The sequence below is a fragment of the Actinomadura napierensis genome (assembly GCF_039529375.1).
GTDB classification, from domain to species: domain Bacteria; phylum Actinomycetota; class Actinomycetes; order Streptosporangiales; family Streptosporangiaceae; genus Spirillospora; species Spirillospora napierensis.
This window is the reverse complement of sequence record NZ_BAAAMR010000039.1, coordinates 42,417-66,146: the sequence shown is the minus strand read 5'-3', so window position 1 is coordinate 66,146 and position 23,730 is coordinate 42,417. Positions and strand designations below refer to the sequence as shown.

Genomic DNA, 23,730 nt, shown 5'->3' with positions numbered 1-23,730 from the left:
AATACCGGCACTGTTACCAATTTGCCCGGTTAAGTGCCGTTATGATCCCCCCACATCAAGAGTGGTCTCATGTTCCACCGGGGGATCGCATGGCCCACGTGCACCATTTCTCATACGGGTTGCTGACCCCCGTGTGCGCCTATCTCATGTCGTTCGTCGGCTCGTTCCTCGGGCTGCTGTGCACGGCGCGCGCGCGTGCCTCGGTCGGCCGCTCGCGGGCCTCGTGGCTGGTGCTGGCGGCGCTGGCGATCGGCGGCACCGGGATCTGGGTGATGCACTTCATCGCCATTCTCGGCTTCAGCATCTCCGGGATGCAGATCCGCTACGACGTCCCGATCACGCTGCTGAGCTGCCTCGCGGCCGTGGTGGTCGTCGCGATCGGGCTGTTCATCGTCGGCTTCGGCGGCACGGGGACGCCGGTCATCGTCTCGGCCGGCGTCATCATGGGCATCGGCGTCGTGAGCATGCACTACAGCGGCATGGCGGCGATGCGGATGTCCGGGCACATCGGCTACCAGCCCGCACTGGTCGTGCTGTCGGTGGTGATCGCGGTGGTGGCGTCCACGGCGGCGCTGTGGTTCTGCCTGCGCGCCAAGGGCAGCTGGGAGACGGCCGGAGCCGCGCTGGTCATGGGCGTCGCGGTGACCGGCATGCACTACACGGGCATGGCGGCCATGCGGGTGACCATGGACGGGAGCGCGGCCCCGACCGGCGGCGCCGACCCGGTCGACTTCCTGCTGCCGCTCATCGGCGGCATCGCCGTCGTGTCGACGACCCTGCTGATCATCATCGCGATGGCGCCGAGCGAGGAGGAGATCCACGCCGACCGCGCCCTGCAGGAGCGGCTGCGCTCGCTGCGGGCCGAGGGACCGCGCCCGGCGGCGGGCTCCGGCGAGGCCCCGCCTCCGGCCCGCACCGCGGGCGAGTGGTTCGGCGGCGGTCCCGCCCGCTGACGCGATCCGGGCGCGTACGCCCGGCGGCCGCGTCGTCTTCGACGCCTTCGCCCTGAAGGGATTTCCGTGACGAAGCTCGACCGTCCCGCGCTCCCGGCCGTCACCGTCCTGGACCAGCCGATCGAGATGCGCGACGGGACGGTCCTGCGCGCGGACGTGCACCGGCCCGCCGGCGACGGGCGGCACCGCACCGTGCTGATGCGCGGCCCCTACGGCGAGCCGGTGTTCCGGGCCGTTCCGGTCACCGCCTATCTGCGGGCCGGGATGGCCGTGGTGCTGCAGCACTGCCGGGGCCGGGGCAACAGCGACGGCGAGTTCACGCCCTGGGTCGACGAGGGACGCGACGGCGCCGACACGGTCGACTGGATCAAAGCCCAGCCGTGGTCGAACGGCGAGGTCGTCGCCGCCGGCAACTCCTACCTCGCCGGATGCGCGCTCCAGCTCGCGTCCGAGCGCCCGGACGCGCTGAAGGCCGTGGTCGCGGCGATGACCCCGCACGACTTCTACGACGGGCTGAAGTACCACGGCGGCGCGTTCGCGCTCGGGTCGGCGTTCTTCTGGGGCGCGCTCCAAGGGCTGCTCGGCGCGGTGCACGACATCGACGACGGCGGCGCGGCCCGCCTGGGGCCGCTGATGAAGGTGCTGGCCGACCCCGACGCGGCGATGCGGACGCTTCCGCTGCGCGACGTGCCCGGCGTCGCCGACGCGTTCCCGTTCTGGCGCGACTGGGTCGACCATCCGGAGCGCGACTCCTACTGGACGGATCTGGCGGAGACGCTGCGGCACGACCGGATCGGCGTCCCGGTCCTGCACGTCGCCGGATGGTTCGACGTCTTCCTGCGCGGCACGCTGGAGAACCACCGGCGCATTCCGGGCGGGCGGCTCGTCATCGGTCCGTGGTCCCATCTGTCCCAGACGGGCGGTGTCGGGGAGCTGTACTTCGGGCACGCGGCGTCCGCCCAGATGGCGCAACTGGAGGCCGCGCAGATCGCGTTCCTGCGCGGCGACACCGGCGGCCCGGCGGTCAGATACTTCACTATGGGCGCCGACGTGTGGCGGGACGCCGAGTCGTGGCCGCCGCCCGGCGCCACCGCCACCCGGTACTACCTGCACTCCGGCGGTTCCCTCTCCACCGGCGCGCCCGGAGCGGACGCGTCGCCGTCCCGCTTCGTCCACGACCCGGACGACCCCGTCCCCACGCACGGCGGCAACCTGCTGCTGAACGACCCGGTCAACGTCGGGCCGCGCGACCAGCGGGCCGTGGAGGCGCGTCCGGACGTCCTCGTCTTCACCACACCCGTGCTCGACCACGACGTGGAGGTCACCGGGCCGGTCCGGGCCGTCCTGCACGCGGCGACCTCCGCGCCCGGCGCCGACTGGACGGCCAAGCTGGTCGACGTGCGGCCGGACGGGCGGGCGATGAACGTGCTGGACGGCATCGTCCGCTCCCCCGCCGGCGCGACCCGGCACGAGATCGATTTGGCCGCGACGAGCCAGACGTTCCGCGCCGGGCACCGCATCCGGGTGCAGGTCGCCTCGTCGAACTTCCCCCGGTTCGACCGCCACCCGTCGATGGTGCGCGCGGAGCAGACCGTCTTCCACGACGCCGGCCGCCCGTCCTGGATCGAGCTGCCGGTCATGCAGTGAGCGCGACCCCGGCGCCGATGCCGAGGACCAGCGAGAACAGCGCCGCCACCACTGCGACCGCCGACGCTCCCCGCGCCGGGGCGAACTCGCCCTCCGGCCGCCGGAACAGCGGGACGATCCAGCGCAGGTAGTAGAAGACGCTCGCGACCGTGTTGACGGCGGCGACCACCGCGAGCCACACGTAGTGGCCGTCGATCGCCGCGCCGAACATCAGGACCTTCCCGACGAAGACGGCGGTGGGCGGCGTCCCGACGAAGCCGAGCAGGCACACGACCAGCGCGAGTCCGAGCGGCGGCGAGGCGCGCAGCAGGCCGGTGTAGGAGGCGAGGTCGTCGCGCCCGACCGCCAGGACGACCGCGAAGGCGCCGAGGTTCGTCACCGCGTAGGCGGCGACGTAGAACAGCAGCGCGGTCTGGGCGAGGTCGGTCCGGCTGGCCATCGCGACCGGTACCAGCAGGTATCCGGCCTGGCTGACGGTGGAGTAGGCGAGCAGCCGGCGGACGTTGCCCTGCCCGAACGCGGCCAGGTTGCCGAGCGTCATCGTGGCCGCCGCGATCACCGCGACGAGCGTCGGCCATCCGCCGGCGTCGCGCGGCAGCGCCTCGGACCCGAACCGCAGCAGCGCAGCGAACGCGCCGATCTTCGGGACGGTCGTGACGAACGCCGCGACCGCCGGGGGCGCGCCTTCGGCGACGTCGGGCACCCAGAAGTGTCCCGGTACGGCGCCCGCCTTGAACAGCAACCCCGCCAGCAGGGCGACGACACCTGCGGACACCGCCGCCGACGGCGCGTCGGCGAGGCCGGCGCGGAGCGTCCCGTACGCGGTGCCGCGCCCGACCCCGTAGAGCAGCGTGACGCCCGCCAGCATCACGACGCCGAGGAAGGCGCCCATCAGGTAGTACTTCAACGCCGCTTCGGTGCCGAGCGCGTCCTTGCCGAATCCGGCGAGCGCGTAGGCGGGGATGCTCGCCAGCAGGTACGCGGCGACGACGACGAGCAGGTCGGACGAGGCGCCGAGCACCATCGTGCCGAGCGCCGACAGCAGGATCAGGACGTAGTGCTCGCTCTCGCGCGGATGGTCGCGGACCGGCCCGGCGGCGAGCCCGAGGACCAGCAGCGTCGAGCCGAGCACGGCGATCCGGGTGACATGGGTGATCGGGTCGACGAAGAACGCGTCGAACACGACCAGGTCCGGCCGGGTCGTGTCGACGGCGGCGACCACGAGGGCGGCGACCAGCCCGGCCGCGCAGATCACGGCGACCCGCCATTGCCGGCTGCGGGGCAGGAACAGCCCGTTGACCAGGCCGAGGACGGCGGCGACCAGCACGCACAGCTCGGGCGCGACGTCGGCGGGGTTCTCGTTCATCGGCCCACCAGCGCGGTCACGGCCGCCGACAGCGGCTCGATCGTGTCGAGCAGGACGCGCGGTGCGACGCCGATCAGCACCGACAGCGCCAGCAGCGGGACGATCGCCGCGAGTTCGGGGCGCCGCGCGTCCCCGACCTGCCCGGACAGCTCCCCGGGCGCGCCCAGCACGGCCCGGTGCAGGACGCGCAGGAACAGCGCCGCCGTGACCAGGATGCCGAGGACGGCGAGCGCGCCGGTCACGGCCGCCGCCGTGGTGCCGCTGCCGATCGTCCCGGCGAAGATCTGGAACTCCGCGACGAACCCCGACAGGCCGGGCAGTCCGAGGGAGGCGAACGCGGCGAGCGCCAGCATCCCGGAGTAGACGGGCGCGGTCCGCGCGATACCGCCGAACCGCCCGAGGTCGTAGCTTCCGGTGCGGTCGTAGAGGACGCCGCACAGCAGGAACAGCGCGCCGGTGATGAGCCCGTGGGAGACCATCTGCGTGACGGCTCCGGTAACGGCGAGCCGCCGCGCGTCGACGTCGCCGGACGCGTAACCGGCCGCGCCCAGTGCGAGGACGATGTAGCCCATGTGGTTGACGGACGTGTACGCGACGAGCCGTTTCGCGTTGTCCTGCGCGAGCGCGACGAGTGCCCCGTACAGGACGCTTACCAGGCCCACGATGAGGAAGACGAGCGCGTAGCGGCGCCATGCGTCCGGCAGCATCGGCATGGCGATCCGGACGAATCCGTAGGTGCCCATCTTCAGCATGACCCCGGCCAGGATCGCGGACCCGGCTGCGGGCGCGTCGGTGTGCGCGGGCGGCAGCCAGGTGTGGAACGGGACGACCGGCGTCTTGATGCCGAGGCCGATGCCGATGGCCAGCAGCGTCAGCCCGGCGAGCCCCGGCGACCCGGCGAGCGGCGGGTTCCGGGTCAGTTCCACCATGTCGAACGTGTGCGGGTCGGCGCCCAGGTACAGGCCGATGAAGCCGAGCAGCAGGACCAGCGAGCCGAGGAACGTGTAGAGGAAGAACTTCAGTGCCGACGCCGCGCGGTCGCCGTGCCCCCACAGCACGATCACGAAGTACATGCCGACGATCGACAGGTCGAAGAAGACGAAGAACAGCAGCAGGTCGAGGGCGGAGAACAATCCCAGGCAGACCGTCTCCAAGAACAGGAAAAGGATTGCGAACGCCCGGACCCGATGCCGCTGCCGGATCGAGTAGACGGCGCAGGCGGCGAACAGTACCGCCGTCAGCGTGACGAGCGGGAAGGACAGCCCGTCCAAGCCCACGTGGTAGCCCGCCCGGACGGACGGTATCCAGCGCACGTCCGCCTCGTAGGCGACGCCGGGGCCGGCGCCGTGCGCGACCCACATGCTCACGATGAGGGCAAGGTCGGCGACCGTGACCGCGATCCACGTCCAGGGCACGGCGCGGCGTGGCACGACCGGCAGGACGAGCGCGACGGCCAGCGGCAGGAAGACGACCAGCGAGAGCATGACTCACCACCCGGCCAGTACTGCGACGACGACGAGCACCGCAAGCAGCACCGCCGCCTGCGCGTAGTAGGTGTGGACGAGCCCGGTCTGCGGGCGGCGCGCGAGGCCGGCGAGCCGCCGCGCGCCCCGCCCGACCCCGTCGACCAGGCCGTCCACGCGCAACTCCGCGCCGCGTCCGGCCAGGCCGGCGGTCCGCAGCCCGGCCCGCGCGAGGGCCCGGACCGCGCCGTCGACGACCCGGTCGTCGAACCTGGCGAGCGACCGCGCCGCCGCGAACACCGGACGGACGATCCCGGCCCGAGCGGCCCGTTCGAGGAACAGCCAGTCCGCCGCCCACGCGGGCGCCGGGACCGTCCGCGCGAACCGGACCACGACGATCGCCACCACCACCAGGACGCCGGAGAGCACCAGGTCCAGAACGCTCACCCTCGTCTCGCCGGGAATCCCCAGAGCCTCGGCGACGCCGCGCGCACCGAGCACGCCGAGGACGCATGCCGCGACCGCCAGGACGATCAGCGGAATGCGCGCGAGCCAGGGAACGGCCTGCCCGTCGCCACGCGTACCGCGCCACACGGCGAACAGCGCCTTCGCGGAGTAGGCGGCGGCCAGCACGGAGGCGGCCATCCCGGCCGCGAGGAGCGCGGGCGAGCGGTCCCCGGCCGCCGTCAGCACCTCGTCCTTCGTCATCCACAGCGACAGCGGCGGCAGCCCGGCCAGCGCCAGCGCGCCCGCCCCGAACGCGACGCCGACGACCCGGTACCGGCGCGCGGCGCCGTGCAACTCGTCCAGCTGCTTGGTGCCCAGAGCGGTCAGCCACGCGCCCGCGCACAGGAAGAGCAGGCTCTTCACCGCCGCGTGCGCCACGAGGTGCGCCGTGCCGCCGGAGACGGAGCCGACGCCGGCGCCCAGCACCATGAACCCGATCTGCGCGCAGGTCGACGCGGCGAGAAGCTGTTTCAGGTCCCGCTGTGCCAGCGCCACGGCACCCATCGCCAGGGCGGTCACGGCGCCGGCCCAGGCGACGAGCGTGCCCGCCCACCCGGTCGCCGCGAGCAAGGGGTGCAGGCGCAGCAGCAGGTAGGCGCCGGCAGCGACCATGGTGGCCGAGTGCAGCAGCGCCGAGACCGGGCTCGGGCCCGCCATCGCCCTGGACAACCAGAACGAGAACGGAAGCTGCGCCGACTTCCCCAGCGCGGCGAGCACGATTCCGCCCGCCGCGAGATCCCGCCATGGTTCACCGGCGCCGGCCAGCGAGGAGAGCGCGAGCGAGTGCGTCCCGGCGATGGCGAAGCCCGCCGCCGCGTACAGGCCCAGGTCGGCGGCGCGCGTGGTGAGGAACGCGACGTCCGCCGAACGGACCGGTTCTGCCTCCCGCCACTCGTAGCCGATGAGCGCATACGACATCGCGCCCATGACCTCCCATCCCATCAGCAGCAGGACGAGGTCCGACGCGGTGACCGTCACCAGCATCGCGCCCGCGAACAGCAGCATCAGGCCGAAGAACCGGGCGCCGTACCCGCCGGCGGCCGCGAAGACCAGGATCGCCGCCAGGACGGACGCGACGGTCACCACGAGCACGCCGGACAAGCCGTCCACGGCCAGCCCGCCGGGCCACCCCGGCAGCAGCGCGAAGCGCGCCACGGGACGCGTCACCGCCGCCGCGACCGCCAGTGCCAGCACCGCGACCGCGACCAGGACCCCGGCGGCCGGTGCCGCGCGATCGGCCCGGCGCCCCGCGAGCAGCAGCAGCGCGCCGGCGGCCGGCGGTGTCACGGCCAGCGCGACGATCATCCCCTGAGGTCTCCGGCGTCGTCGGCCATGTCCACGTCCCGGGCGCGGAACAGGGCGGTGACGACGGCGAACCCCATCGCCATCTCCAGCGCCATCACGGTGATCGCGACGAGCACGAGGACCTGGCCGTCCGGCGCGCCCGGCGAGACCCAGTGCCAGAAGCCGCCCGCCGCGACGACGATCCCGTTGATCATCAGTTCCAGGCCCATCATCAGCATCACCACCGACTGCTGCGACAGCGCGCCGTACAGGCCGACCGAGAACAGGGCGGCGGCGAGCAGCAGGAACGTCTGGAGGGTCATCGCGCGCCGTCCTCGCCGTAGCGTCCGGTCCGGGTCGCCAGCACGACCGTGGCGATCATGGTGGCCAGGATCGCTATCCCGATCACCATCATCACCAGCATCTTCGGCCCCATGATGGACTGGCCGAGCGCGAACGTCGGGTCGTGCGGCGGGGCGCCGCGCCGCTGCGGCCACGGGATCGCGAACGCGCCGGCGGCCAGCGCCGCGAACACCGTGCCAGAGACGATGAGCGCGCCGCGCTGGTTGTGCACCATCGACATCGGCATCAGCCCGGCCGGGTTCATCATGTACATGATCATGAAGACCGCCATCACCAGCATCTCCATGATCATCATCAGCACGACCAGGACGCCGAGGTAGTGCAGCCCCACCAGCAGCAACTCGCCGCCGGCGCACAGGAACGACGCGAGCAGCGCGAACGTCGCGCGCGCCATCGACCCCACGGCGAACACCACCGCGCCGAAGGCGACCGCCGCGACGGCGAGCACCCAGAACAGGACTGTCACGGGAACCTCCTCAGTCCACGACGACGATCGCGACCACGAGCATCTGCAGCAGCACGGCGGGGATCAGCACCGTCCACGCCACCTGCATGAACCGGTCCATCCGCAGGACGGGCAGCCGCCTCCTCGTCCACACCAGCAGCGCCAGGACGGCGCCCGTCTTCACCGCCGACCACAGCCACGCGGGCAGCAGCGGCCCCGCACCGCCGCCGAGGAACAGCGGGACGGCCACGGCCGACGCAACGGTGAGCAGCCCGTACCGTCCGGCGAGGAAGACCAGGCGGTCGGGGCCGGACAGCTCGGCCGCAGCTCCCCCGGCGATATCGGCGCCCAGCGGCGCGCCGAACGGCCCCCAGAACGCCATCGCGAGCGCGGACACCAGGTACACCGCGAACGCCACCGGCATCCAGACCCCGAACCACAGCCCGCCCTGCGCCGCGCCGATCGCCCGCAGGTCCAGCGAGTGCGCCGCCAGCGCCGCCGTGATCAGGGCGAACATGTGCGGCAGCTCGTACGCCAGGCCCTGCGCGACCATCCGGTACCCGCCGACCAGCGCGTACGCGGAGTTGACGCCCCATCCCGCCAGCCAGACCGACGCCCACGCGACGACCTCCATCGCGTTGAACCACACGACGCCGACCCGCGTGTCCAGCGCCGCGTGACCGCCGAACGGCACGACGAGCGCGGCGAGCGCCGCCGCCACCGGCAGCGAGATCGCGCCGGCCCGCGTCAGCAGCAGGTCCGCGCTCGGCGTCGCGCGGCGCTCGGCCACCAGCAGCCGCGCCGCCTCGCGGACCGGGCCGGGGCCGCCCGCGAGCACCGCGTCCAGCGACGCCGCCGCGACCGCCAGCAGACCGAGGACGACCACCTCAACCATTGGCCCGCACCGCCGCCAGGTCCGGATCCAGGCTCGCCACGATCAGCCGGGCCTGCGCGAGCTCGGCGCCCTCCACCAGCTCGGGCAGCACCGACACGAGCGCCTCCGCCCGCTCATCGCCGTTCGGGCCCTCGCCGTCGAGGGCCAGCCGGATCTCGCGGAGCCGCCCCCGCAGCCGGTCGTCGACGTCACCGGCGAGCCACGGCGCGACACCGTGCCGCTCCGCCGCCTCCGGCGTGAGGTTCCCGACGCCTTTCGTCATCCACCGCAGCGATCGCGAACGCCGGACCATCCGATCGAGCGCGTCGAACCGCTCCCTGATCTGATTCCCGCCGAGAAGGTCGTCCCGCAGAACGGCGGCCCGCCGCGCCGCGTCGTCCCACCCCGCGACCCGCAGGAACCGGGCGAACCCGTCGAGCCCGCGCGCCGCAGGTCGCCCCTCCCAGAAAGATCCGCCGCCCGTGTCGACCATCACGGCCTCCGCTGCCTGCACCACATCCCCTTGCAACGCCAGGTCGAGCCGCAGGCCCGCGGGCCAGTCCGCCAGCACGGGGCCGAGCGGTACGTGCAGGACATCGAGCCGCAGGCCGTCCCGGTCGTCCGCCCGCCCGGCCGTCTCCACCTCGCCTGCCCGGTGGGATGCCCGCGACCCGTTCCACACGATGTCGTCCAACGCGTCCGGCCGGACCCGCGCCCGCGGCCCGGGCATGCCTGACCAGACCTCGTCGATCGCCTCCGTCAGCGCCTCTCCTGGACGGCCGCAGACCACGAGCACACCCGTCTCCACCGGCGACACCGCCGCCCGCCACCCCCGCCGCCGCAACCCGGCCTCGACCACGAGCCGCTCACCCGTCCCATCGGCCGCCGACACCACGAACGGGCGCGGGCTCCGCTCCGCGAGCCGCTCCAGCCGCCGCCTCAAACCCACCGCAGCGCCCCCTCGCGCCACGCGTACAGGACACCCACCAGCAGCAACACCAGGAAGGCGAACATCTCCACGACGGCCTTGACGCCCACCGACGCCACCACGAGCGCCCACGGATACATGAAGACCATCTCCATGTCGAAGGCGAGGAACACCATCGTCACCGCGTACCAGCGGACGTGGTACCGCGACATCGCGTGCTCTCGCGGACGCCCGCCCGACAGGAACGGCCCGCCCTCCATCTCCGGCGCGACCGCGTACGACACCGCGTAGACGGCCACGACGACCGCCCCCACCAGGCCCAGGACCGACAGGACCACGGCGTACGGCGGCATGGCACCTCCCGGCTCCCGGCGTCCATCACCAGACGGTCTACCTGATCACCGCCTCCGGAAACCTCCCGGGGGTAAATGAGGACGACCGGCGCGGAGCCGCGGGGACATCCCCTTTCGCGCGGCTCCGGAAGGTCCTGCGGCTCGATCCGGCCTGACCTCCGACCTTCCTCCGATGCACCGCAATTCCGTACACTTCAGCTTCTGTGCTGTCGCGAGGGGGGCGAAAATGAGCACGGCCGATCGGCCTGACGACCAGGACTCGCCCGGGGCCCCCGCACCCCCGCCCCCGAACTGGGGCCGCGCCGACCTTTCCAAGCCGCCCCCCGCCGAGGGCGACAGGCTCGTGGCGAGCTGGCGCACGCCGACACCCGCCCCCCGCGACACCGAACCCGCACCGGACGCACCGGCGGCGGACGAGACCCCGGCCGTCCCGCCCGCCGAGCAGGTGAGGACACCCGGGCGTCCCGCGCGCACCCCCACCGGCCCGGCCACTCTCCCCCGCAGCCCCATGGCAGCAGCAGCGCCTCCACCGCCACCGACCGCCCCGGCCCACCCGCAACCACCGGCCCCGGCCGGCGCAGCGGCGCCGCCGCAAGTGGCGCCGCCCGCGCCGCGACCAGCGTCGGCAGTCCAGCCGCAGGGGACCGCCAGCCGTGGGACAGAAAGCAGACCGGCGCCCCTTCAGGCGGCACCGCGCGCACCGCGGCCGGCATCACCCGCACAGCCCCAGGTGAACGCGAGCGCTGGGACGGAAGGCAGACCGGCACCGCCCCCATCACGTCCGGGGGCGTCGGCCGGGGCCGCGGGTGGCGGACGGGGCGAGGGCGTGGAGCGGCCGGTGTTGCCGGTGGCGCCTTGGCCGCGTGGTGCGGGCGGCGAGAGCGCGGCGCCGGCCGCGCCTAACGCCCACGTCGGCTCGGTCGGGCCGGTGGGGCGGGTGCGGGTTCGGGCGGCGGCGGAGCCGCAGGGGGCGGACGGGCCGGTGTTCGACCGGCCGCGGGGCGCGCCCACGCCGCCGGAGGGCGGGGCGACCCGGGTGTTCCGGCCCGGGCTGCGCTCGGGGATCGCGGTCGCGGCGGTGGCGGTGCTGGTGGCCGGGGGCGTGGCGTACCTGGTGCGGGACGGCGGTGGCGGCGGCCGGGACGGCGCGCCGGGGGCGGAGGCCGCCGACAAGGTGTTCGCGGTGCCGGCGGCGCTGTACGACGGGCACCAGCAGACGATCACGGCGGTCGCGGTGCACGGGGACACGGCGGTGACGGTCGGGAGCGAGACCGTGGACACGCCGCGCGGGCAGATCCTCGTGTCGTCCGACGGCGGCGAGGCGTGGAACGTCGCGAAGGTGAAGGACGAGGGCGGGACGAGCGGGGACGTGCCCGAGGTCGTCGCCGCGGGGAGCCGGTCCTGGGCCGCGTTGGGCGGGGGTCCCGGCGGCGTGGCCGTGTGGACCAGCGCGGACGGCCGGACGTGGTCGCATCGGGCCGCCGGCGAGGGCGTGTTCAATCCGGGCGACCACGTGACCGGGCTCGCGGCCACCTCGGCGGGGTTCGCCGCGATCGGGACGAACCAGAGCGCGCCCGTCCTGTGGACGTCCTCGGACGGCGCCACGTGGCAGCGGCAGCAGCCGGCCTTGCAGGGCGTGCCGCAGAGCATCGCGGCGAGCGGGAACACGCTCGTCGTGCGGAGCGACAAGGGCGACCTGTGGCGGTCCGCCGACGGCGGGCGGACGTGGGCGCGCGCGGAGGTTCCGCAGAGCGACGGGTCGTACGGGCCGGTGGTCGCGTTGACGTCCGGGCCCGGCGGGTTCTTCGCCGCGCGGGAGGGGCGCCGTACGGGCGGGTCGTCGAAGAATCCGAAGAAGCGCGGGCTCGCGGTGTTCTTCCGGTCGTCCGACGGGGTCGGCTGGACGCGTTCCAGCACCATCGACCGGCGCACCTACTCCGGCTTGGCCGCGCTGGGCGGGTCGGACGCGGGGCTGGCCGCGCTCACCCCGCTCACCGATGGGCGGGTGGCCGTGCAGAGGAGCACGGACGGCGTGAACTGGCAGTCCGTGGAGAGGCTCGCGACGGACCAGGGACGTAAGGCCGAGTCGACGGCGGCGCTTCCCAAGGGCGTTCTGGTGGCGGGCCACCAGAACACCGGCGCGTACCTGACGGCTCCGGGGGCGCGCCATGGGGACATCGACCTGCTCTCCGTTCCGGGCGCGGTCACGCCGGACCGGACCATCAGGCGGCTGGTGTCCGCCAATGGGACGGCGTTGGCGATCGGTAGCGGTGCCGGTGAGGCGGCCGTCTGGGCGACGCGGGACGGTAAGGCGTGGACGCGCGCCGGCGGCACGGGGCTCACAGGCCCAGGTGTGCAGCGGCTGTCCGCCGCGGCCTACGGGCCGAAGGGCTGGGTCGCGGCAGGACGCAGCGCCACCAAGCCGCTGCTCCTCACCTCCGCTGATGCGAACACGTGGAACCCGGTGACGGCCCCGGCGGATGACGACGGCGAGTTGGGCGGCGCCGCCTACGGGCCGGCGGGCTACGTCGTCGTGGGGTCCACGGACAAATCACCCATCGCATGGCGTTCGGACGACCTCGCCCAGTGGACCGCCGGATCCGGTGATCTGCAGGACGGGAAGATGCACGACGTCGCCTCCGTGACGAAGGGCTATGTCGCGGTCGGCGAGCGCAATGGCGCGCCCGCCGTGTGGACGTCCGACGACGGCGCGAAGTGGACCTCGGTACAGCCGCCGCAGGCGCAGGGACCGTTGACGCATGTCGTGGCGCGGGGCGACACCGTGGTCGCGACGGGCGCGGGCAACGTGGTCGCCATGTCGTCCGACGCGGGACGGACGTGGCGCGCGCAGACCGTCCAGGCGTCCGCGCTGGCGGCGAGCCTGGCGACGCCGCGCGGGTTCGTCCTCGCGGGGACGCCGGCCGGGACGGACGACGTCGCGCTGTGGAGTTCCGCGGACGGCGCGTCGTGGCGGACGACCCGTCCGCGCGGCGCCCGTTTGGAGGGTGACGGGAGCCAGCGGCTGACGGGCCTCGCCGTCCAGGGCGGCGGCCTCATCGCGACCGGTACGGACGGCACCACCCCGACCCTCTGGCGCACCGATCTGCCCTGATCCGGAAGGCCGCGGCGGGGACGGTCAGGGCGCGGCCTGCCGGCGGCGGTCGGCCTCGGCGGCGCTGAGGATCATCTCGTCGACGACCCAGCGTGCCTCGGGCGACAGGTCGACCAGGGCGCGCAGGACCTCGGGGCGGATGATGCCGTGCTCGACGTCGCGGCGCAGCGCCTTGAGGGTGATGTCCTCGTCGATGGGGGCGGTCTCGCTGGGCCGCCCGAAGTACCCGATCGGCACGCCGAAGAAGGTGGCGAGCGCGCGGAGGGTCTTGAGCTGCGGGTTCTCCTGGCGGCCGGTGCGCAGCTTCCACACGGTGGTGGACGAGATGTCCTCGCCGGTGGAGTTGGCGATGGCGGCGGCCGTCTCGACGTTGTTGCGCGGCGGCTGCGCGTCCGCCGGCCACAGGTTGCGGATCAGCCATTCGACCTTGTCCGCCAGCGTCGCGCCCGGCGCGATCTCTTCCGTCTTGTTGCTCATCCGGCCCCTCCCGAACCTCGCGGACGCTGACGCCGACGACTTTAGTTGACCGCAGAAGTCGCCGTCAGCCAAGGACACGGGAAATGTTTCAGCACGTGTCGGATCGATCACGCAACAGAACCGGACCCTCCGGGGCCGCGCCCGGTACCGGCCACCGCGCGCCCCCGTGAACTGGTTCCCAAAGCGGATCGACGGAGGTTGGATGGTTGCGCCGTCCATGATCCCGAACGAGGAAGCCGCCGTGACCGACCAGACTCCCCCGATCGACTCCACCGTCCCCCCAGACCGCCCGCATCTGGAACTACTGGCTGGGCGGGAAGGACCATTTCGAGGTCGACCGGCAGGTCGGCGACGACATCCTGAAGGTCATCCCCGACATGGCGCTGTTCGCCCGCGCCACCCGGCAGTTCCTGCAGCGCGCCGTCCACCACCTCACGGCCGATCTCGGCGTCCGGCAGTTCCTCGACATCGGCACCGGCCTGCCGACCGCCGACAACACCCACCAGGTCGCGCAGCGCGCCGCGCCGTCCGCCCGCGTCGTCTATGTCGACAACGACCCGCTGGTCCTCGCGCACGCCCGCGCGCTGCTGACCGGCTCGCCGGAGGGCAGGACCAGTTACCTGGACGCCGACCTGCGCGACCCGGAGAAGATCCTCGCAGGCGCGGCCGAGACCCTCGATTTCGGCGAGCCGGTCGCGCTGATGCTGATGGGGATCCTCGGCCACATCAGCGACGACGACGAGGCCCGGTCGATCGTCCGGCGGCTGACGGACGCCCTGCCCAGCGGCAGCTACCTCGCCCTGTACGACGCGACCAACGTCGTCGACCCCGCGTCGGCCGCCGCCATCGAGATCTGGAACCGGTCCGCCGAGCCGCCCTACGTCCTGCGCACGCCCGCCCAGCTCGAGAGCTTCTTCGAGGGCATGGAGCTCCTCCCGCCGGGCGTGGTGTCCTGCCCGCTGTGGAACCCCCCGGCCGCCGAGATCGGCGCGGCCACCGAGATCGACGAGTTCTGCGGCGTCGCCCGCAAGCCCTGATCCCGTCCTCCGCGAATCATTCGTCCCAGGCGGAACAGGGCAAGGCGGGCCTCGCCGCGGGGTGACAGGTCGGTGGCCGTATTCCCGACGTATACCGGCCGTGCCTACCATTCGGATCGTTCGCCCCCCGCCCGGTATTCCGACCTTTCCCATTGCGGGACGCGACGCCGGTCGCGTTCCGCAATGGGCGACGCCCCACGATCCTTGATCACATCGCACAGAGCGACAGGGACAATGAATGACGATCGCGTAGCCGACGCCGCCCGAGGCGCACCGCGCCCGCAGCTGCTGCTCCTGATGGCGGGCGCGGTGATCGGCGTGGTGCTGCTGGCCGCGGCCCTGGCCGTCGAGCTGTCCGGCGGGAACGACCCGCGGACGCCCGCGATGCCGACCCCCACGGTGCCGACGATGCCGAACCTCCCCACCACGCTCCCGAACGTTCCGCCGGGGTCGACCGGGATGCCGACCGAGTTCCCGACGCAGATGCCGACGAATTTCCCCACGGAAATGCCGTCCCTCCCGACGAACATGCCCAGCATTCCGCAATTCCCGGGAGGTGCGCCTTGACGACCCCCGTGGCGGCGGACGGCGTCCGGGCCGCCATCCGCGACACGGTCCGCGACGACGTCGCCGCCCGCGCGCGGGCGCTGCTGGTCGCCCGGCTGGCCATCGCGCTGTACCTGGTCGAGCTGCTGCTCAACCTGCTGCGGCCGCACGTGCTCCCGAACGAGCCGGCCCTGTCGATCTTCCAGAAGCTCCCCGGCTCGGAGGGCTCGCTCGGACGGCTGCTCGGCACGCCCCGCGCCGTGTTCTGGACGCTCCTCGCCGGCATCGTCATCGGCGCCGCGCTCCAGGCGTACGTGCTCGTCACGCGCCCGGACGAGCGCCGGGCCAGGGCGCTGACCTGGGCGATCATCGGGGTCCTGCTGCTGCCGTTCGGGCTGATCCCGCTGGCGGTCGTCGGCGCCGCCCCGGGGGCGGCGCTCGCCTGCGTCCCCGGCACCGCGTTCGTGCTGTGGCTGCTGCACCACGCCCAGCGCCTGTCCCGGATCCCGCTCGCGATGCTGCTGGTCGCGTTCGGCTGGGGCGCGCTGATCGTCTTCGGGCTCGGACGCGCGTCCAGCAACCTCGCGTTCGGCACCATCAACGGCTTCGCCCTCAAAGGCCACAAGAGCGACCTCGCCGGTCAGATCCACACCCAGTACCGCATCATCGACGGGCTGCTCGTGCATCTCGGCCTCGTGAACGCGCTGCTCGTCGCGGCCGGCGTCGTCCTGCTCCTGACGCTGTTCCGGCACCGCGTCACCGACGCCGTCACCGGCCTGGTCGTCGGCGCCGCCATCGGCCTCGGCTACAACCTGGTGGAGAGCGTCCTGTTCATCCGCCTGTTCGGCATGCTCAGCGCGTTCAACGGCGCGACGGGCGGCTTCGAGTACTGGATCCGCCAGTCGATCGGCCTGCTCGGCGGGCAGGTCGCCTTCGGCGCGGTGCTCGGCGCCGGGATCGGCCTCGCCGCGCAGGCGCGCGACCGCCGGCAGCGCCGCCGCACCGCGGCGGCCGCCATCGTCGCCGCGGTCGGAGGCGCCATCGCCACCGAGACCCTGGCGGCCTGGCTGTCGCACCTGGCCCACGACCACATCACCGTCGGCGGCCCGCTCGACACCCTGATCATCTCCCCGTTCTTCTGGCTGCTCCCGCAGGCACCGTTCATGCTCGTGGCCGCCCTGATCCTGGTCCACGGGACGCGCGTCAGAGGCGCCGCCGCCCGCGCCGCGGTGTCCGCCGAGACCGCGTCCGGTCCGGCCGTCACCCGCCAGGAGGCGCCGTTCCTCATCGACCCGGCCCTCCGCTTCTGGACCCTCATCGGCACCTGGCGGCTCCACGGATGGAACGGGCTGCGCACCCTGCGGCGTCTGCAGACGGCCCAGCTCGACCTGGCCGCCTGGCGCTGGCAGCACCCGGATTCCACCGGCGAGGAAGGAAACGCCTTGCGGGCCAAAGTGATGCGGCTGAAGACCGGCCCAGCGCCCCGGCCGATGCCCCCGGCGCCCGCGCCCCGGCCCGGGCAGGCGGCGTCATGACGCGCCGCGGCCTCGCGACGCGCGCGATCCGGTTCGTCCTCGGGACGCTCCTCTGCGCCGGCCTCGTCCTGCCGCTGACCGCGCAGAACGCCTCAGCCTGCGACGTCAGCTACGAGTACAAGCCGTCCATCGACCTCAAGCATTTCGGGCACAACCGCACCTGTTCGACGTCCACGTCCCTGGGCGGCGTCACCATCGTCGGCGTCCTGGCCCTGGGCGCTCTCGCCGCCGCCGGTGCGCAGGCCTTCAAGCGCGGCGCCGCTGCGGCCGGTGGTCCCTCCGGCGCGCCCGGCAGCCCCTCCCCGACCCTGATCGCCTACCTCCAGGCGACGAACCTCAACCTGCAAGCGCGAGCGAGCAGCCCACCCGCCGCACCGCCTGGTTATCCGGCGCAGCCGCCATACCCCGGCCCACCGCCGCAGGCGTACCCGCCTGGGCTCGGTGTTCAACAACCCCCGCCCGCGTACGGCCGTCCGCAGCAGCCGCCTTACGCCGTCCCGCCGCAGCCCGGCCCGCCGCCCCGTTCCGCGCCGCCCGGCACCCCCGACGACGCGGGCCCGCACCCGACTTCCTGATCGCTCCCAGGCTCCGCCGAACCCGGCCGCATCCTCCGGCCGACCGCCGAGGAGGCACCGATGCGAAGCCGTCACGCCGGACGGCCGGCCCGCCCCGGCCGCCGTCTCACCGCGCTCTTGCTCGCGGCCCTCGTCGCCCTGGCCACCGCGGCCCCAGGCGCGTCGGCGGCCCGGACCCGCCCTCTCGCACCACTCGAAGCCACCTGGCAGGCGGACCCGGGCGGCCAGCTCGACATGAGCCGCCTCCCCATGCTGTGGGAGACGGAGCGCGGCAAACTGATCATGAGGAAGCTGGCCGAGGACGGCAACCTGGGCCGGCCGGGGCTGACCTATGCGGTCACGCACGTGGTGCTCGACGTGCCGCCGGGAATGACGCGGGACGTCGCGGCGATCTTCGCGTCGATCTGGGGCACGCGAGAGGAAGAGGGCACCAGGGCGCGGGTGCTGACCGCACAGGCGATCAACCGCGAGAACCCGCAGCTGTACCGGGAGCTGCTGGACGAGACCGCGGTGACGTCGAAGAGCGTCGTTCTCCAGACGGTCGGGCGCAACTGGCCGCAGGTGAACAACAACGGCTGGTTCAAACTGCACGCCGAGATCATGGCCCTGAAGGCGCAGGCGAAGGCGAAGTACGTCGTGGCCGCCCGGGCCGCCGGACGCACCCCGGACCAGATCAAGACCGCGTCGAAAGAACTCGATCGCCGCCTGCAGAAGCTCGGCGAGGGCAACGCCTACCGCGACTACCTCGCGAAAGGGTTCACGCTCGACCACGTGGCGGTCGGCCCGTCCCGGCTCTCCAAGGACGACGAGGTCGTCCGGCAGCCCTGCGGCAACAAGTCAGGCGGGACGTGCAGCGCCGTCGCCCCGGACGCCGGCTACGCCGTCCCCACCCAGACGGCGGACGACACCACCGTCGCCCTCGCCTACGCGCTCGCCGCTCCCCACCTGATCGACGACGCGCTAGCCGCGCACGACCAGCAGGACGCACAAATGTGGGCGGGTGCGTTCGCGACCATAGCGACGGGATTCAAGACGGCCTATGACAGAGACCTGAAGAGGTTCCCGGAACTGAAGCCGAGACTCCAGCAGGCCCGGACCCTGATGAACAAGGTCGAGAAGGCCGCGGACCTCCAGCTCCGGGTAGTGGGTCAGCGCGAGCTCGCCACCAAGGTGCACAGCTCGCGGTACGTGCTGCAGAGCCATATCGAGCGGGCCGAGGACCTGGACGCCGAGGCCGCAAAGGTCAAGAAGGACGCCGCCGAGAAGTCCAAGAAGGCCGTGCAGAACGTCGGGCTGGCCTGCACCAAGGCGACGGCGCTGGGCGAGCCCGCCACAGGCGGGAAACGGCTCGCCGCGCTGGTGGCGCTACCGCTGAAGGCACCGTGCGGCGGAGAGGAGGAGAGCGGGCTGGTCAAGGGACTCATGTCCGGCGACCTCGGCGGGGTGGACTTCTCCACGCTGCAGATGCGTTACATGTCGGACGCCGGCGGCCACGTGAAGTACGCGTTCTCCGGGCGGCCGGGCTCCGCCGGGCTCGTCCAGGACGCCGGATCGGGACTCGACGCGGTCGAGAACAGCACCGCCGACCTGCGGACATGGCTGGTCCTCGACCCGAGCGAGTTCTGGGTGAACCTCAATCCGGACGAGCCGAGCCGGATCATCGACCCGGCACTCGGACAGACCAACGCCGGCAAGGCCCTCCTCGAAGCCGACTACCTGATGAAGCGCACCGAAGGGAAACTGCTCGACCCGAAGACCGACCTCGGCGCGAAGTACTGGGACGCGCTGATGGGCGGCTCGACCAAGGCGTGCTACTCGTCCCGCATGTGGATCGTCCCCGGCGACGTCGAAGTGCGCGAGGACGGCTCGTCCCTGTACATCCTCAAGGCCGACCTGGCGGTGAAGGCGAAGGCGCAGCACGTCGCCAACGCCGGCAAGCTGTCCTGCGTTTCGGACCCGGCGAGCGACGCGCGCAACGAGCAGTTGGAGCAGCGGATGATCGTTCCGGAGGTGGTCAAGGCCGTCAACACCGCCCCCGAATACGCGCCCATCCGCCGCGCGTTCCTCGCCCGCGTCATCGCGCAATGGATCCGCAAACGGCACCAGGACGGTCACCGCACGTCCTTCGACGAACTGATCGGCTCCGGGAACATCGGCCCCGCGAAGCTGCAGGACGGCTGGACGCCCCGCCAGGTGTACGACTCGTTCGTCCAGTCCATCCAGAACGGCGACTTCACCTACACGCAGACCATCGACCGGGGCGGCGTGCGGGAGATGCGCCACATGGTGACCGGAGGCGTCGACTTCAGCAAGATCCCCATGAGCGCGGTCGACTCCGCGCGGATGGACCGCGAGCACCCGCGGCTCCCGCAGACGGTCGAGGAGTCCGCGACCCGCCCCGCGTCCGCCGCCGACGGTTCGGTCTGGCTGGGCGAGACCGCCGAATCGCCGGACAACGGGCTGTGGTCCAGGACGTCCGGCACCGTCCGCGCCTTCGTGAACGGCCGCACCGGCATCGCGGCCGTCATCGTGGTCGCGCTCGTCGTGGTGGTCTTCGGCATCCGCACCGGCTCGGCCCGCGGGCGCCGCGCGTCCTGACGCGAAAAAACCGCGGGTCCGAGGACGCGCGGTCTGGTGGAACGTACCCCCGAGCGGATTCGAACCGCCGTTACCGCCTTGAGAGGGCGGCGTCCTAGGCCACTAGACGACGGGGGCCGGACTGTGGTCCGAGGCGGTCTCCCGCTCGGGCCTCGCCCAGCTTACCGGACCCCGCCCCCACCTCGAACCGAATTCCACCCCGCCCCGAAAAACCCGAACGGGCCCCGGTACGCGAAAAGCCCGGTCATCACTGACCGGGCACGTCGCGGAAGCGGGTTGGGGCGAAGTCGGCCGAAGGCCGACGAGCCTGCAATGTACCCCCGAGCGGATTCGAACCGCCGTTACCGCCTTGAGAGGGCGGCGTCCTAGGCCACTAGACGACGGGGGCCTGTCCACGATGGTGGACGCAGCTGGGGTACCAGGACTCGAACCTAGACTAAGTGAACCAGAATCACTCGTGCTGCCGATTACACCATACCCCAGTGCGGTACGGGCTTCCGGGCCGTTTCCGGCTGGTCGCTCGCGCCTCGAAGAGAATACAGGACGGCGGGTCAGCGGCCAAAACGATTGCCGCGACGGGTGGGATCAGCGGGTGAAGTCGGGCGGGCCGATGTGCTCGTCGCCCCACTCGACCAGCGGGCGGAGGCGGCGCCATGCGGCACGGACGCGCGGGACGACCTCCTGCGTCGACATCCAGGCGTCCACGGGCCAGCCTTCGTGGGCGTAGAGGGAGCGGTGGCGCAGCAGGTCCAGGCGGGGATGGTCCTCGGGGGTGCCGCGCGGGCGGGTCTTGAGACGGTCGCCGGCGATCTCCAGCCCGGCGGCCCGCAGGCCGTCCACGATCGCCTGGAGCTCCTTGCCTGAGGAGTCGGCGTCGACGGCGGCCCGGTAGCGGCGGAGCTGCTCCGGTGTCGGCGCGTACATCCCGCCGGCGACCATCAGGCCGTCCGCGTCGATCTGGAGGTAGTAGCTGCCACTGTGGCCGCCCTGGTGCGTCTTGTAGGGCGTCTTGTCCTTACTGAACCGGACGTCGCGGTAGGGGCGGAACAGCTTGACCGCGCCGAACTCCTCCTCGAGTTCGCCGCACAGGTCGGCCATCGGGCCGCGGACGTGGTCGTCATAGACCTGCCGGTTGGCCGTCCAGTAGGACCTGCTGTTGTCGGCGAGAAGGCCCTCGTAGAACTCGAAAGCCTCGCCGGTGAAGCCGGTGAACGCCATGACCTCCCCCTTCGTACGGCGTCCCCAGCTTAGGGACGCCGTACGACAGCGGCGGTCAGTCGCGGGTGACGACGCGGTTGGAGAGGGCGCCGATGCTCTCGATCGTGACCGTCACCTCGTCGCCGACCTGCAGCGGGCCGACGCCGGCCGGGGTGCCGGTGAGGATGACGTCGCCGGGCAGCAGCGTCATGACCTGGCTGACGTACTCGACCAGGCTGGGGACGTCGTGCAGCAGCAGCGACGTGCGCGCCTCCTGGCGGACCTCGCCGTCGACCGTCGTGGAGATCGCCAGGTCGGACGGGTCGGCCTCGGTCTCGATCCACGGGCCGAGCGGGCAGAAGGTGTCGAAGCCCTTCGCCCGCGTCCACTGCCCGTCCTTCTTCTGCAGGTCGCGGGCGGTGACGTCGTTGGCGCAGGTGTAGCCGAGGATCACGTCGGCGGCGCGGGCGGCGGGGACCTCGCGGCACATGCGGCCGATCACCACGGCCAGCTCGCCCTCGTGGTCGACGCGCTCGGAGAGCCGGTCCGGGTAGGCGATCGCCTCGCCGGGCCCGATCACCGCGGTGGACGGCTTGGCGAAGATCACCGGTTCGGCGGGCGGCTCGCCGCCCATCTCGCGCGCGTGGTCGGCGTAGTTCTTGCCGATCGCGATGACCTTGCTGGGCAGGATCGGGGCCAGCAGCCGCACGTCGGCGAGCGGGAAGCGCTGCCCGGTGAAGGTCAGCTCACCGAACGGGTGGGCCGCGACGGCGGCGATGGTGTTCTCCTCCACCACGCCGAAGGACATGCCCTCGTCGGTGGAGAACCTGGCGATACGCATGGCCGAGAGCCTAGTACGCGGCTCAGAAGCCGCACGCGGCGCCGTTCAGCAGGCAGTGCCCCGGCGTCGTCGGGGTGCCGGACGCGCCGTACTGGACGTCCAGCGTGCCGCCGGGCGGGATCGGGTCGGCGCCCTCGGCGCTCTCGATCACCGGATGGGATCCGGCCCGGACGAGCCGGCCCTCCCAGACGTTGCGGACGTCCGCGCCGGGTGCGTCGAAGCTCACCCGCCAGGCGTCCATAGGCCGCCGGGTGCGGTTGGTGATGACGAGCCGGCCCTCGTGGTAGCCCTCGTCGCGCTGGACGACCTGGAAGGTGATGCCGTTCCCCGTCACCACGGTCCCGACCGGCACCTCCGCCGGCGTCGGGCCGTTCCGGGCGGTTCCGCTCGGGGACGGGCGGCCGGACGCCCGGGTCGTCTTCACCGCAGGAGCCTGCGGCGCGGGATCGTCGTCCGACCCGCCGCCGCTGAGCAGCGAGACCGCGCCCAGCGCCACGAGCATGACGAGCACGGCCGCGGCCAGCGCAGTAACGACACCGTAGCGCCGCGGCCGGGCCGCCGTCGTCGCGCGGGGAGACGGCGCCCCGAAGCCCGGGACGACCGGGTTCGTCATCGTGCCTGGCCCCTCGGCGCCGGACCGCGCCGTCCGAGGTTCCTCGTCCGGGGCCGGCTGCCCCGCGACACGGCGGTCGTCCTGATCGACCGTCGGCATCCCCTCGGCCTCGTCCGGCGGGTCGGGAGCCGTGACGTCGGGCGCCGCATCGACGATCGTGGGCTCGGGCGCGGCGGACGGCTCGCCGCCCTCCGGCGGGTCCGGCGCGGTGGCGTCCGGCTCGGTGGCGTCCGGCTCGGCGCGTTCGCCCTCCGGGGCGGGGCGGCGGAACTCGACGGTGGTCGTGTGGTCCGGGGGCACGTAGCCGGGCTCTTCGCCGCTCAACTCCTCGACCTCCCTGGCCGGTCTCATGGAGTCCGACGCCGACCGGGCCGGTCGGGTTCGGCGAATGCCGCCCGAAATGTACGGTCAGCCGGCGGTGGCCGGTTCCAGGCCGCGGCGGGCGGCCCGGCGCTGGTGCCGGTTGAGCATGTCGGTGATCAGCTCGATCGCGTCCGGGGTGCCGATGTCCTGGGCGCCGCTGAGCCAGCGGGTGGCCTCGGCGAGCAGGTCCTCCGCGGACCCGTCGGCGCCGTCGTCGGCCAGCCGGCCGAGCACCGAGCCGAGCCGCAGCGCGGCGGCGGCGTGCCCCGACTCGGCGGCCCGCCGGAACCAGTCGGCGGCCTGCCCGAGGTCGCCCGCGCACTCGTGGACCTCGCCCAGCCCGAAGGCGACGTCGGCCCAGGTTCCGTCCGTGGGACGCCCGAGGTCCTCGGGACTCCAGGGTCGGACAGGCATGCGATCACTCCGGTGGGTCGGCTGCGGACGACGGCGCGCGGGAGAAGCACGCGGGCCGTGCGCGAACCATGGTGGCCTCGCCGCCCGAAATCCGCCACCGGTTTCGGTGGGTTTGATGGAATTTCTACGTGACTACCCGGTCAGTCCAGGAAAGCCCCTCGTTCCATCGAACGAGAAGGGCGGCCCGGAAGCGGCCGGAGCCGGCCGTCGCATCGTGCCGCGGGCGGGGTGGGTACGGT

The 23,730-nt window shown here is 72.9% G+C and carries 21 protein-coding genes and 3 tRNA genes; 8 read left to right on the top strand and 16 right to left on the bottom strand.

The window, feature by feature from the left end; all coding sequences use genetic code 11:
• Window positions 1-89: 89 nt before the first annotated feature.
• The gene (locus tag ABD296_RS22345) at window positions 90-953 is read left to right on the top strand and encodes an MHYT domain-containing protein (protein ID WP_344270204.1); all 864 of its coding nucleotides are present in this window, start codon (window positions 90-92) and stop codon (window positions 951-953) included.
• A 66-nt stretch (window positions 954-1,019) separates the two neighbouring features.
• Window positions 1,020-2,600 (top strand): CocE/NonD family hydrolase, encoded by a 1,581-nt coding sequence (locus ABD296_RS22340; protein ID WP_344270201.1) that lies wholly within the window; start codon window positions 1,020-1,022, stop codon window positions 2,598-2,600.
• Here ABD296_RS22340 and ABD296_RS22335 read toward each other — a convergent pair.
• From ABD296_RS22335 to ABD296_RS22300, 8 genes are read right to left on the bottom strand one after another with little or no spacing between them, the layout of a single operon-like run.
• On the bottom strand, window positions 2,590-3,966 hold the full coding sequence (locus ABD296_RS22335; RefSeq protein WP_344270199.1) for an NADH-quinone oxidoreductase subunit N: 1,377 nt from the start codon (window positions 3,964-3,966) through the stop codon (window positions 2,590-2,592). The genes ABD296_RS22340 and ABD296_RS22335 overlap by 11 nt on opposite strands.
• Window positions 3,963-5,450 (bottom strand): complex I subunit 4 family protein, encoded by a 1,488-nt coding sequence (locus tag ABD296_RS22330; RefSeq protein ID WP_344270198.1) that lies wholly within the window; start codon window positions 5,448-5,450, stop codon window positions 3,963-3,965. The genes ABD296_RS22335 and ABD296_RS22330 overlap by 4 nt, the downstream gene beginning before the upstream one ends.
• Before the next feature lie 3 nt (window positions 5,451-5,453).
• Window positions 5,454-7,241 carry an NADH-quinone oxidoreductase subunit 5 family protein gene (locus ABD296_RS22325; RefSeq protein ID WP_344270197.1) on the bottom strand — a complete coding sequence of 596 codons (1,788 nt, stop codon included), beginning with the start codon at window positions 7,239-7,241 and terminating at the stop codon, window positions 5,454-5,456.
• A complete protein-coding gene (gene nuoK, locus ABD296_RS22320) occupies window positions 7,238-7,543 on the bottom strand; it encodes an NADH-quinone oxidoreductase subunit NuoK (RefSeq protein ID WP_344270195.1) in 306 nt (101 codons plus the stop codon). Before nuoK ends, ABD296_RS22325 begins: the two co-directional genes overlap by 4 nt.
• Complete coding sequence (locus ABD296_RS22315) at window positions 7,540-8,049, bottom strand: NADH-quinone oxidoreductase subunit J (protein ID WP_344270193.1); 510 nt, start codon at window positions 8,047-8,049, stop codon at window positions 7,540-7,542. Before ABD296_RS22315 ends, nuoK begins: the two co-directional genes overlap by 4 nt.
• A gap of 10 nt (window positions 8,050-8,059) precedes the next feature.
• Complete coding sequence (locus ABD296_RS22310) at window positions 8,060-8,923, bottom strand: complex I subunit 1 family protein (RefSeq protein ID WP_344270190.1); 864 nt, start codon at window positions 8,921-8,923, stop codon at window positions 8,060-8,062.
• On the bottom strand, window positions 8,916-9,851 hold the full coding sequence (locus ABD296_RS22305; protein WP_344270187.1) for a hypothetical protein: 936 nt from the start codon (window positions 9,849-9,851) through the stop codon (window positions 8,916-8,918). The genes ABD296_RS22310 and ABD296_RS22305 overlap by 8 nt, the downstream gene beginning before the upstream one ends.
• Window positions 9,842-10,183, bottom strand: coding sequence for an NADH-quinone oxidoreductase subunit A (locus tag ABD296_RS22300; protein ID WP_344270185.1), 342 nt, complete (start codon window positions 10,181-10,183; stop codon window positions 9,842-9,844). Before ABD296_RS22300 ends, ABD296_RS22305 begins: the two co-directional genes overlap by 10 nt.
• 937 nt (window positions 10,184-11,120) lie before the next feature.
• Here ABD296_RS22300 and ABD296_RS22295 point away from each other — a divergent pair.
• A complete protein-coding gene (locus ABD296_RS22295) occupies window positions 11,121-13,295 on the top strand; it encodes a WD40/YVTN/BNR-like repeat-containing protein (protein ID WP_344270183.1) in 2,175 nt (724 codons plus the stop codon).
• A gap of 24 nt (window positions 13,296-13,319) precedes the next feature.
• On the opposite strand, the gene ABD296_RS22290 is transcribed toward ABD296_RS22295, so the two are convergent.
• A complete protein-coding gene (locus ABD296_RS22290) occupies window positions 13,320-13,772 on the bottom strand; it encodes a hypothetical protein (protein WP_344270181.1) in 453 nt (150 codons plus the stop codon).
• Window positions 13,773-14,065: 293 nt separating this feature from the next.
• Between ABD296_RS22290 and ABD296_RS22285 the strand changes: the two genes are divergently transcribed.
• The 5 genes from ABD296_RS22285 to ABD296_RS22265 all read left to right on the top strand — a co-directional run bounded on the left by ABD296_RS22285 (window position 14,066) and on the right by ABD296_RS22265 (window position 20,063).
• A complete protein-coding gene (locus ABD296_RS22285; RefSeq protein ID WP_344270246.1) occupies window positions 14,066-14,809 on the top strand; it encodes an SAM-dependent methyltransferase in 744 nt (247 codons plus the stop codon).
• Between the two features lie 234 nt (window positions 14,810-15,043).
• Entirely contained in the window at window positions 15,044-15,376 is a 333-nt protein-coding gene (locus ABD296_RS22280; RefSeq protein WP_344270180.1) for a hypothetical protein, read from the top strand.
• Window positions 15,373-16,890 carry a PrsW family glutamic-type intramembrane protease gene (locus tag ABD296_RS22275; RefSeq protein WP_344270178.1) on the top strand — a complete coding sequence of 506 codons (1,518 nt, stop codon included), beginning with the start codon at window positions 15,373-15,375 and terminating at the stop codon, window positions 16,888-16,890. Before ABD296_RS22280 ends, ABD296_RS22275 begins: the two co-directional genes overlap by 4 nt.
• Entirely contained in the window at window positions 16,887-17,465 is a 579-nt protein-coding gene (locus ABD296_RS22270) for a hypothetical protein (protein ID WP_344270176.1), read from the top strand. The genes ABD296_RS22275 and ABD296_RS22270 overlap by 4 nt, the downstream gene beginning before the upstream one ends.
• 60 nt (window positions 17,466-17,525) lie before the next feature.
• A complete protein-coding gene (locus ABD296_RS22265; RefSeq protein WP_344270174.1) occupies window positions 17,526-20,063 on the top strand; it encodes a hypothetical protein in 2,538 nt (845 codons plus the stop codon).
• Between the two features lie 44 nt (window positions 20,064-20,107).
• Here the strand turns inward: ABD296_RS22265 and ABD296_RS22260 are convergent.
• The 7 genes from ABD296_RS22260 to ABD296_RS22230 all read right to left on the bottom strand — a co-directional run bounded on the left by ABD296_RS22260 (window position 20,108) and on the right by ABD296_RS22230 (window position 23,491).
• Window positions 20,108-20,180, bottom strand: a tRNA-Glu gene (locus tag ABD296_RS22260).
• A 198-nt stretch (window positions 20,181-20,378) separates the two neighbouring features.
• Window positions 20,379-20,451: transfer RNA gene (locus ABD296_RS22255), tRNA-Glu, on the bottom strand.
• A gap of 22 nt (window positions 20,452-20,473) precedes the next feature.
• Window positions 20,474-20,545 (bottom strand) — tRNA-Gln (locus tag ABD296_RS22250).
• A 103-nt stretch (window positions 20,546-20,648) separates the two neighbouring features.
• Complete coding sequence (locus ABD296_RS22245) at window positions 20,649-21,281, bottom strand: DUF2461 domain-containing protein (RefSeq protein WP_344270172.1); 633 nt, start codon at window positions 21,279-21,281, stop codon at window positions 20,649-20,651.
• Window positions 21,282-21,336: 55 nt separating this feature from the next.
• The gene (locus ABD296_RS22240) at window positions 21,337-22,101 is read right to left on the bottom strand and encodes a fumarylacetoacetate hydrolase family protein (protein ID WP_344270170.1); all 765 of its coding nucleotides are present in this window, start codon (window positions 22,099-22,101) and stop codon (window positions 21,337-21,339) included.
• A 22-nt stretch (window positions 22,102-22,123) separates the two neighbouring features.
• A complete protein-coding gene (locus ABD296_RS22235) occupies window positions 22,124-23,065 on the bottom strand; it encodes a cellulose binding domain-containing protein (protein ID WP_344270168.1) in 942 nt (313 codons plus the stop codon).
• A gap of 57 nt (window positions 23,066-23,122) precedes the next feature.
• Entirely contained in the window at window positions 23,123-23,491 is a 369-nt protein-coding gene (locus tag ABD296_RS22230) for a hypothetical protein (protein WP_344270165.1), read from the bottom strand.
• Between the last annotated feature and the right edge of the window lie 239 nt (window positions 23,492-23,730).

What these genes read in the sequence shown, in the direction of transcription:
- ABD296_RS22290 (WP_344270181.1), bottom strand. Translation starts at nt 13,772, where the DNA reads ATGAGCAACAAGACGGAAGAGATCGCGCCGGGCGCGACGCTGGCGGAC.
- ABD296_RS22240 (WP_344270170.1), bottom strand. Translation starts at nt 22,101, where the DNA reads ATGCGTATCGCCAGGTTCTCCACCGACGAGGGCATGTCCTTCGGCGTG.
- ABD296_RS22345 (WP_344270204.1), top strand. Translation starts at nt 90, where the DNA reads ATGGCCCACGTGCACCATTTCTCATACGGGTTGCTGACCCCCGTGTGC.
- ABD296_RS22300 (WP_344270185.1), bottom strand. Translation starts at nt 10,183, where the DNA reads ATGCCGCCGTACGCCGTGGTCCTGTCGGTCCTGGGCCTGGTGGGGGCG.
- ABD296_RS22280 (WP_344270180.1), top strand. Translation starts at nt 15,044, where the DNA reads ATGAATGACGATCGCGTAGCCGACGCCGCCCGAGGCGCACCGCGCCCG.
- ABD296_RS22245 (WP_344270172.1), bottom strand. Translation starts at nt 21,281, where the DNA reads ATGGCGTTCACCGGCTTCACCGGCGAGGCTTTCGAGTTCTACGAGGGC.
- ABD296_RS22325 (WP_344270197.1), bottom strand. Translation starts at nt 7,241, where the DNA reads ATGATCGTCGCGCTGGCCGTGACACCGCCGGCCGCCGGCGCGCTGCTG.
- ABD296_RS22335 (WP_344270199.1), bottom strand. Translation starts at nt 3,966, where the DNA reads ATGAACGAGAACCCCGCCGACGTCGCGCCCGAGCTGTGCGTGCTGGTC.
- ABD296_RS22310 (WP_344270190.1), bottom strand. Translation starts at nt 8,923, where the DNA reads ATGGTTGAGGTGGTCGTCCTCGGTCTGCTGGCGGTCGCGGCGGCGTCG.
- ABD296_RS22270 (WP_344270176.1), top strand. Translation starts at nt 16,887, where the DNA reads ATGACGCGCCGCGGCCTCGCGACGCGCGCGATCCGGTTCGTCCTCGGG.
- ABD296_RS22265 (WP_344270174.1), top strand. Translation starts at nt 17,526, where the DNA reads ATGCGAAGCCGTCACGCCGGACGGCCGGCCCGCCCCGGCCGCCGTCTC.
- ABD296_RS22330 (WP_344270198.1), bottom strand. Translation starts at nt 5,450, where the DNA reads ATGCTCTCGCTGGTCGTCTTCCTGCCGCTGGCCGTCGCGCTCGTCCTG.
- ABD296_RS22235 (WP_344270168.1), bottom strand. Translation starts at nt 23,065, where the DNA reads ATGAGACCGGCCAGGGAGGTCGAGGAGTTGAGCGGCGAAGAGCCCGGC.
- ABD296_RS22230 (WP_344270165.1), bottom strand. Translation starts at nt 23,491, where the DNA reads ATGCCTGTCCGACCCTGGAGTCCCGAGGACCTCGGGCGTCCCACGGAC.
- nuoK (WP_344270195.1), bottom strand. Translation starts at nt 7,543, where the DNA reads ATGACCCTCCAGACGTTCCTGCTGCTCGCCGCCGCCCTGTTCTCGGTC.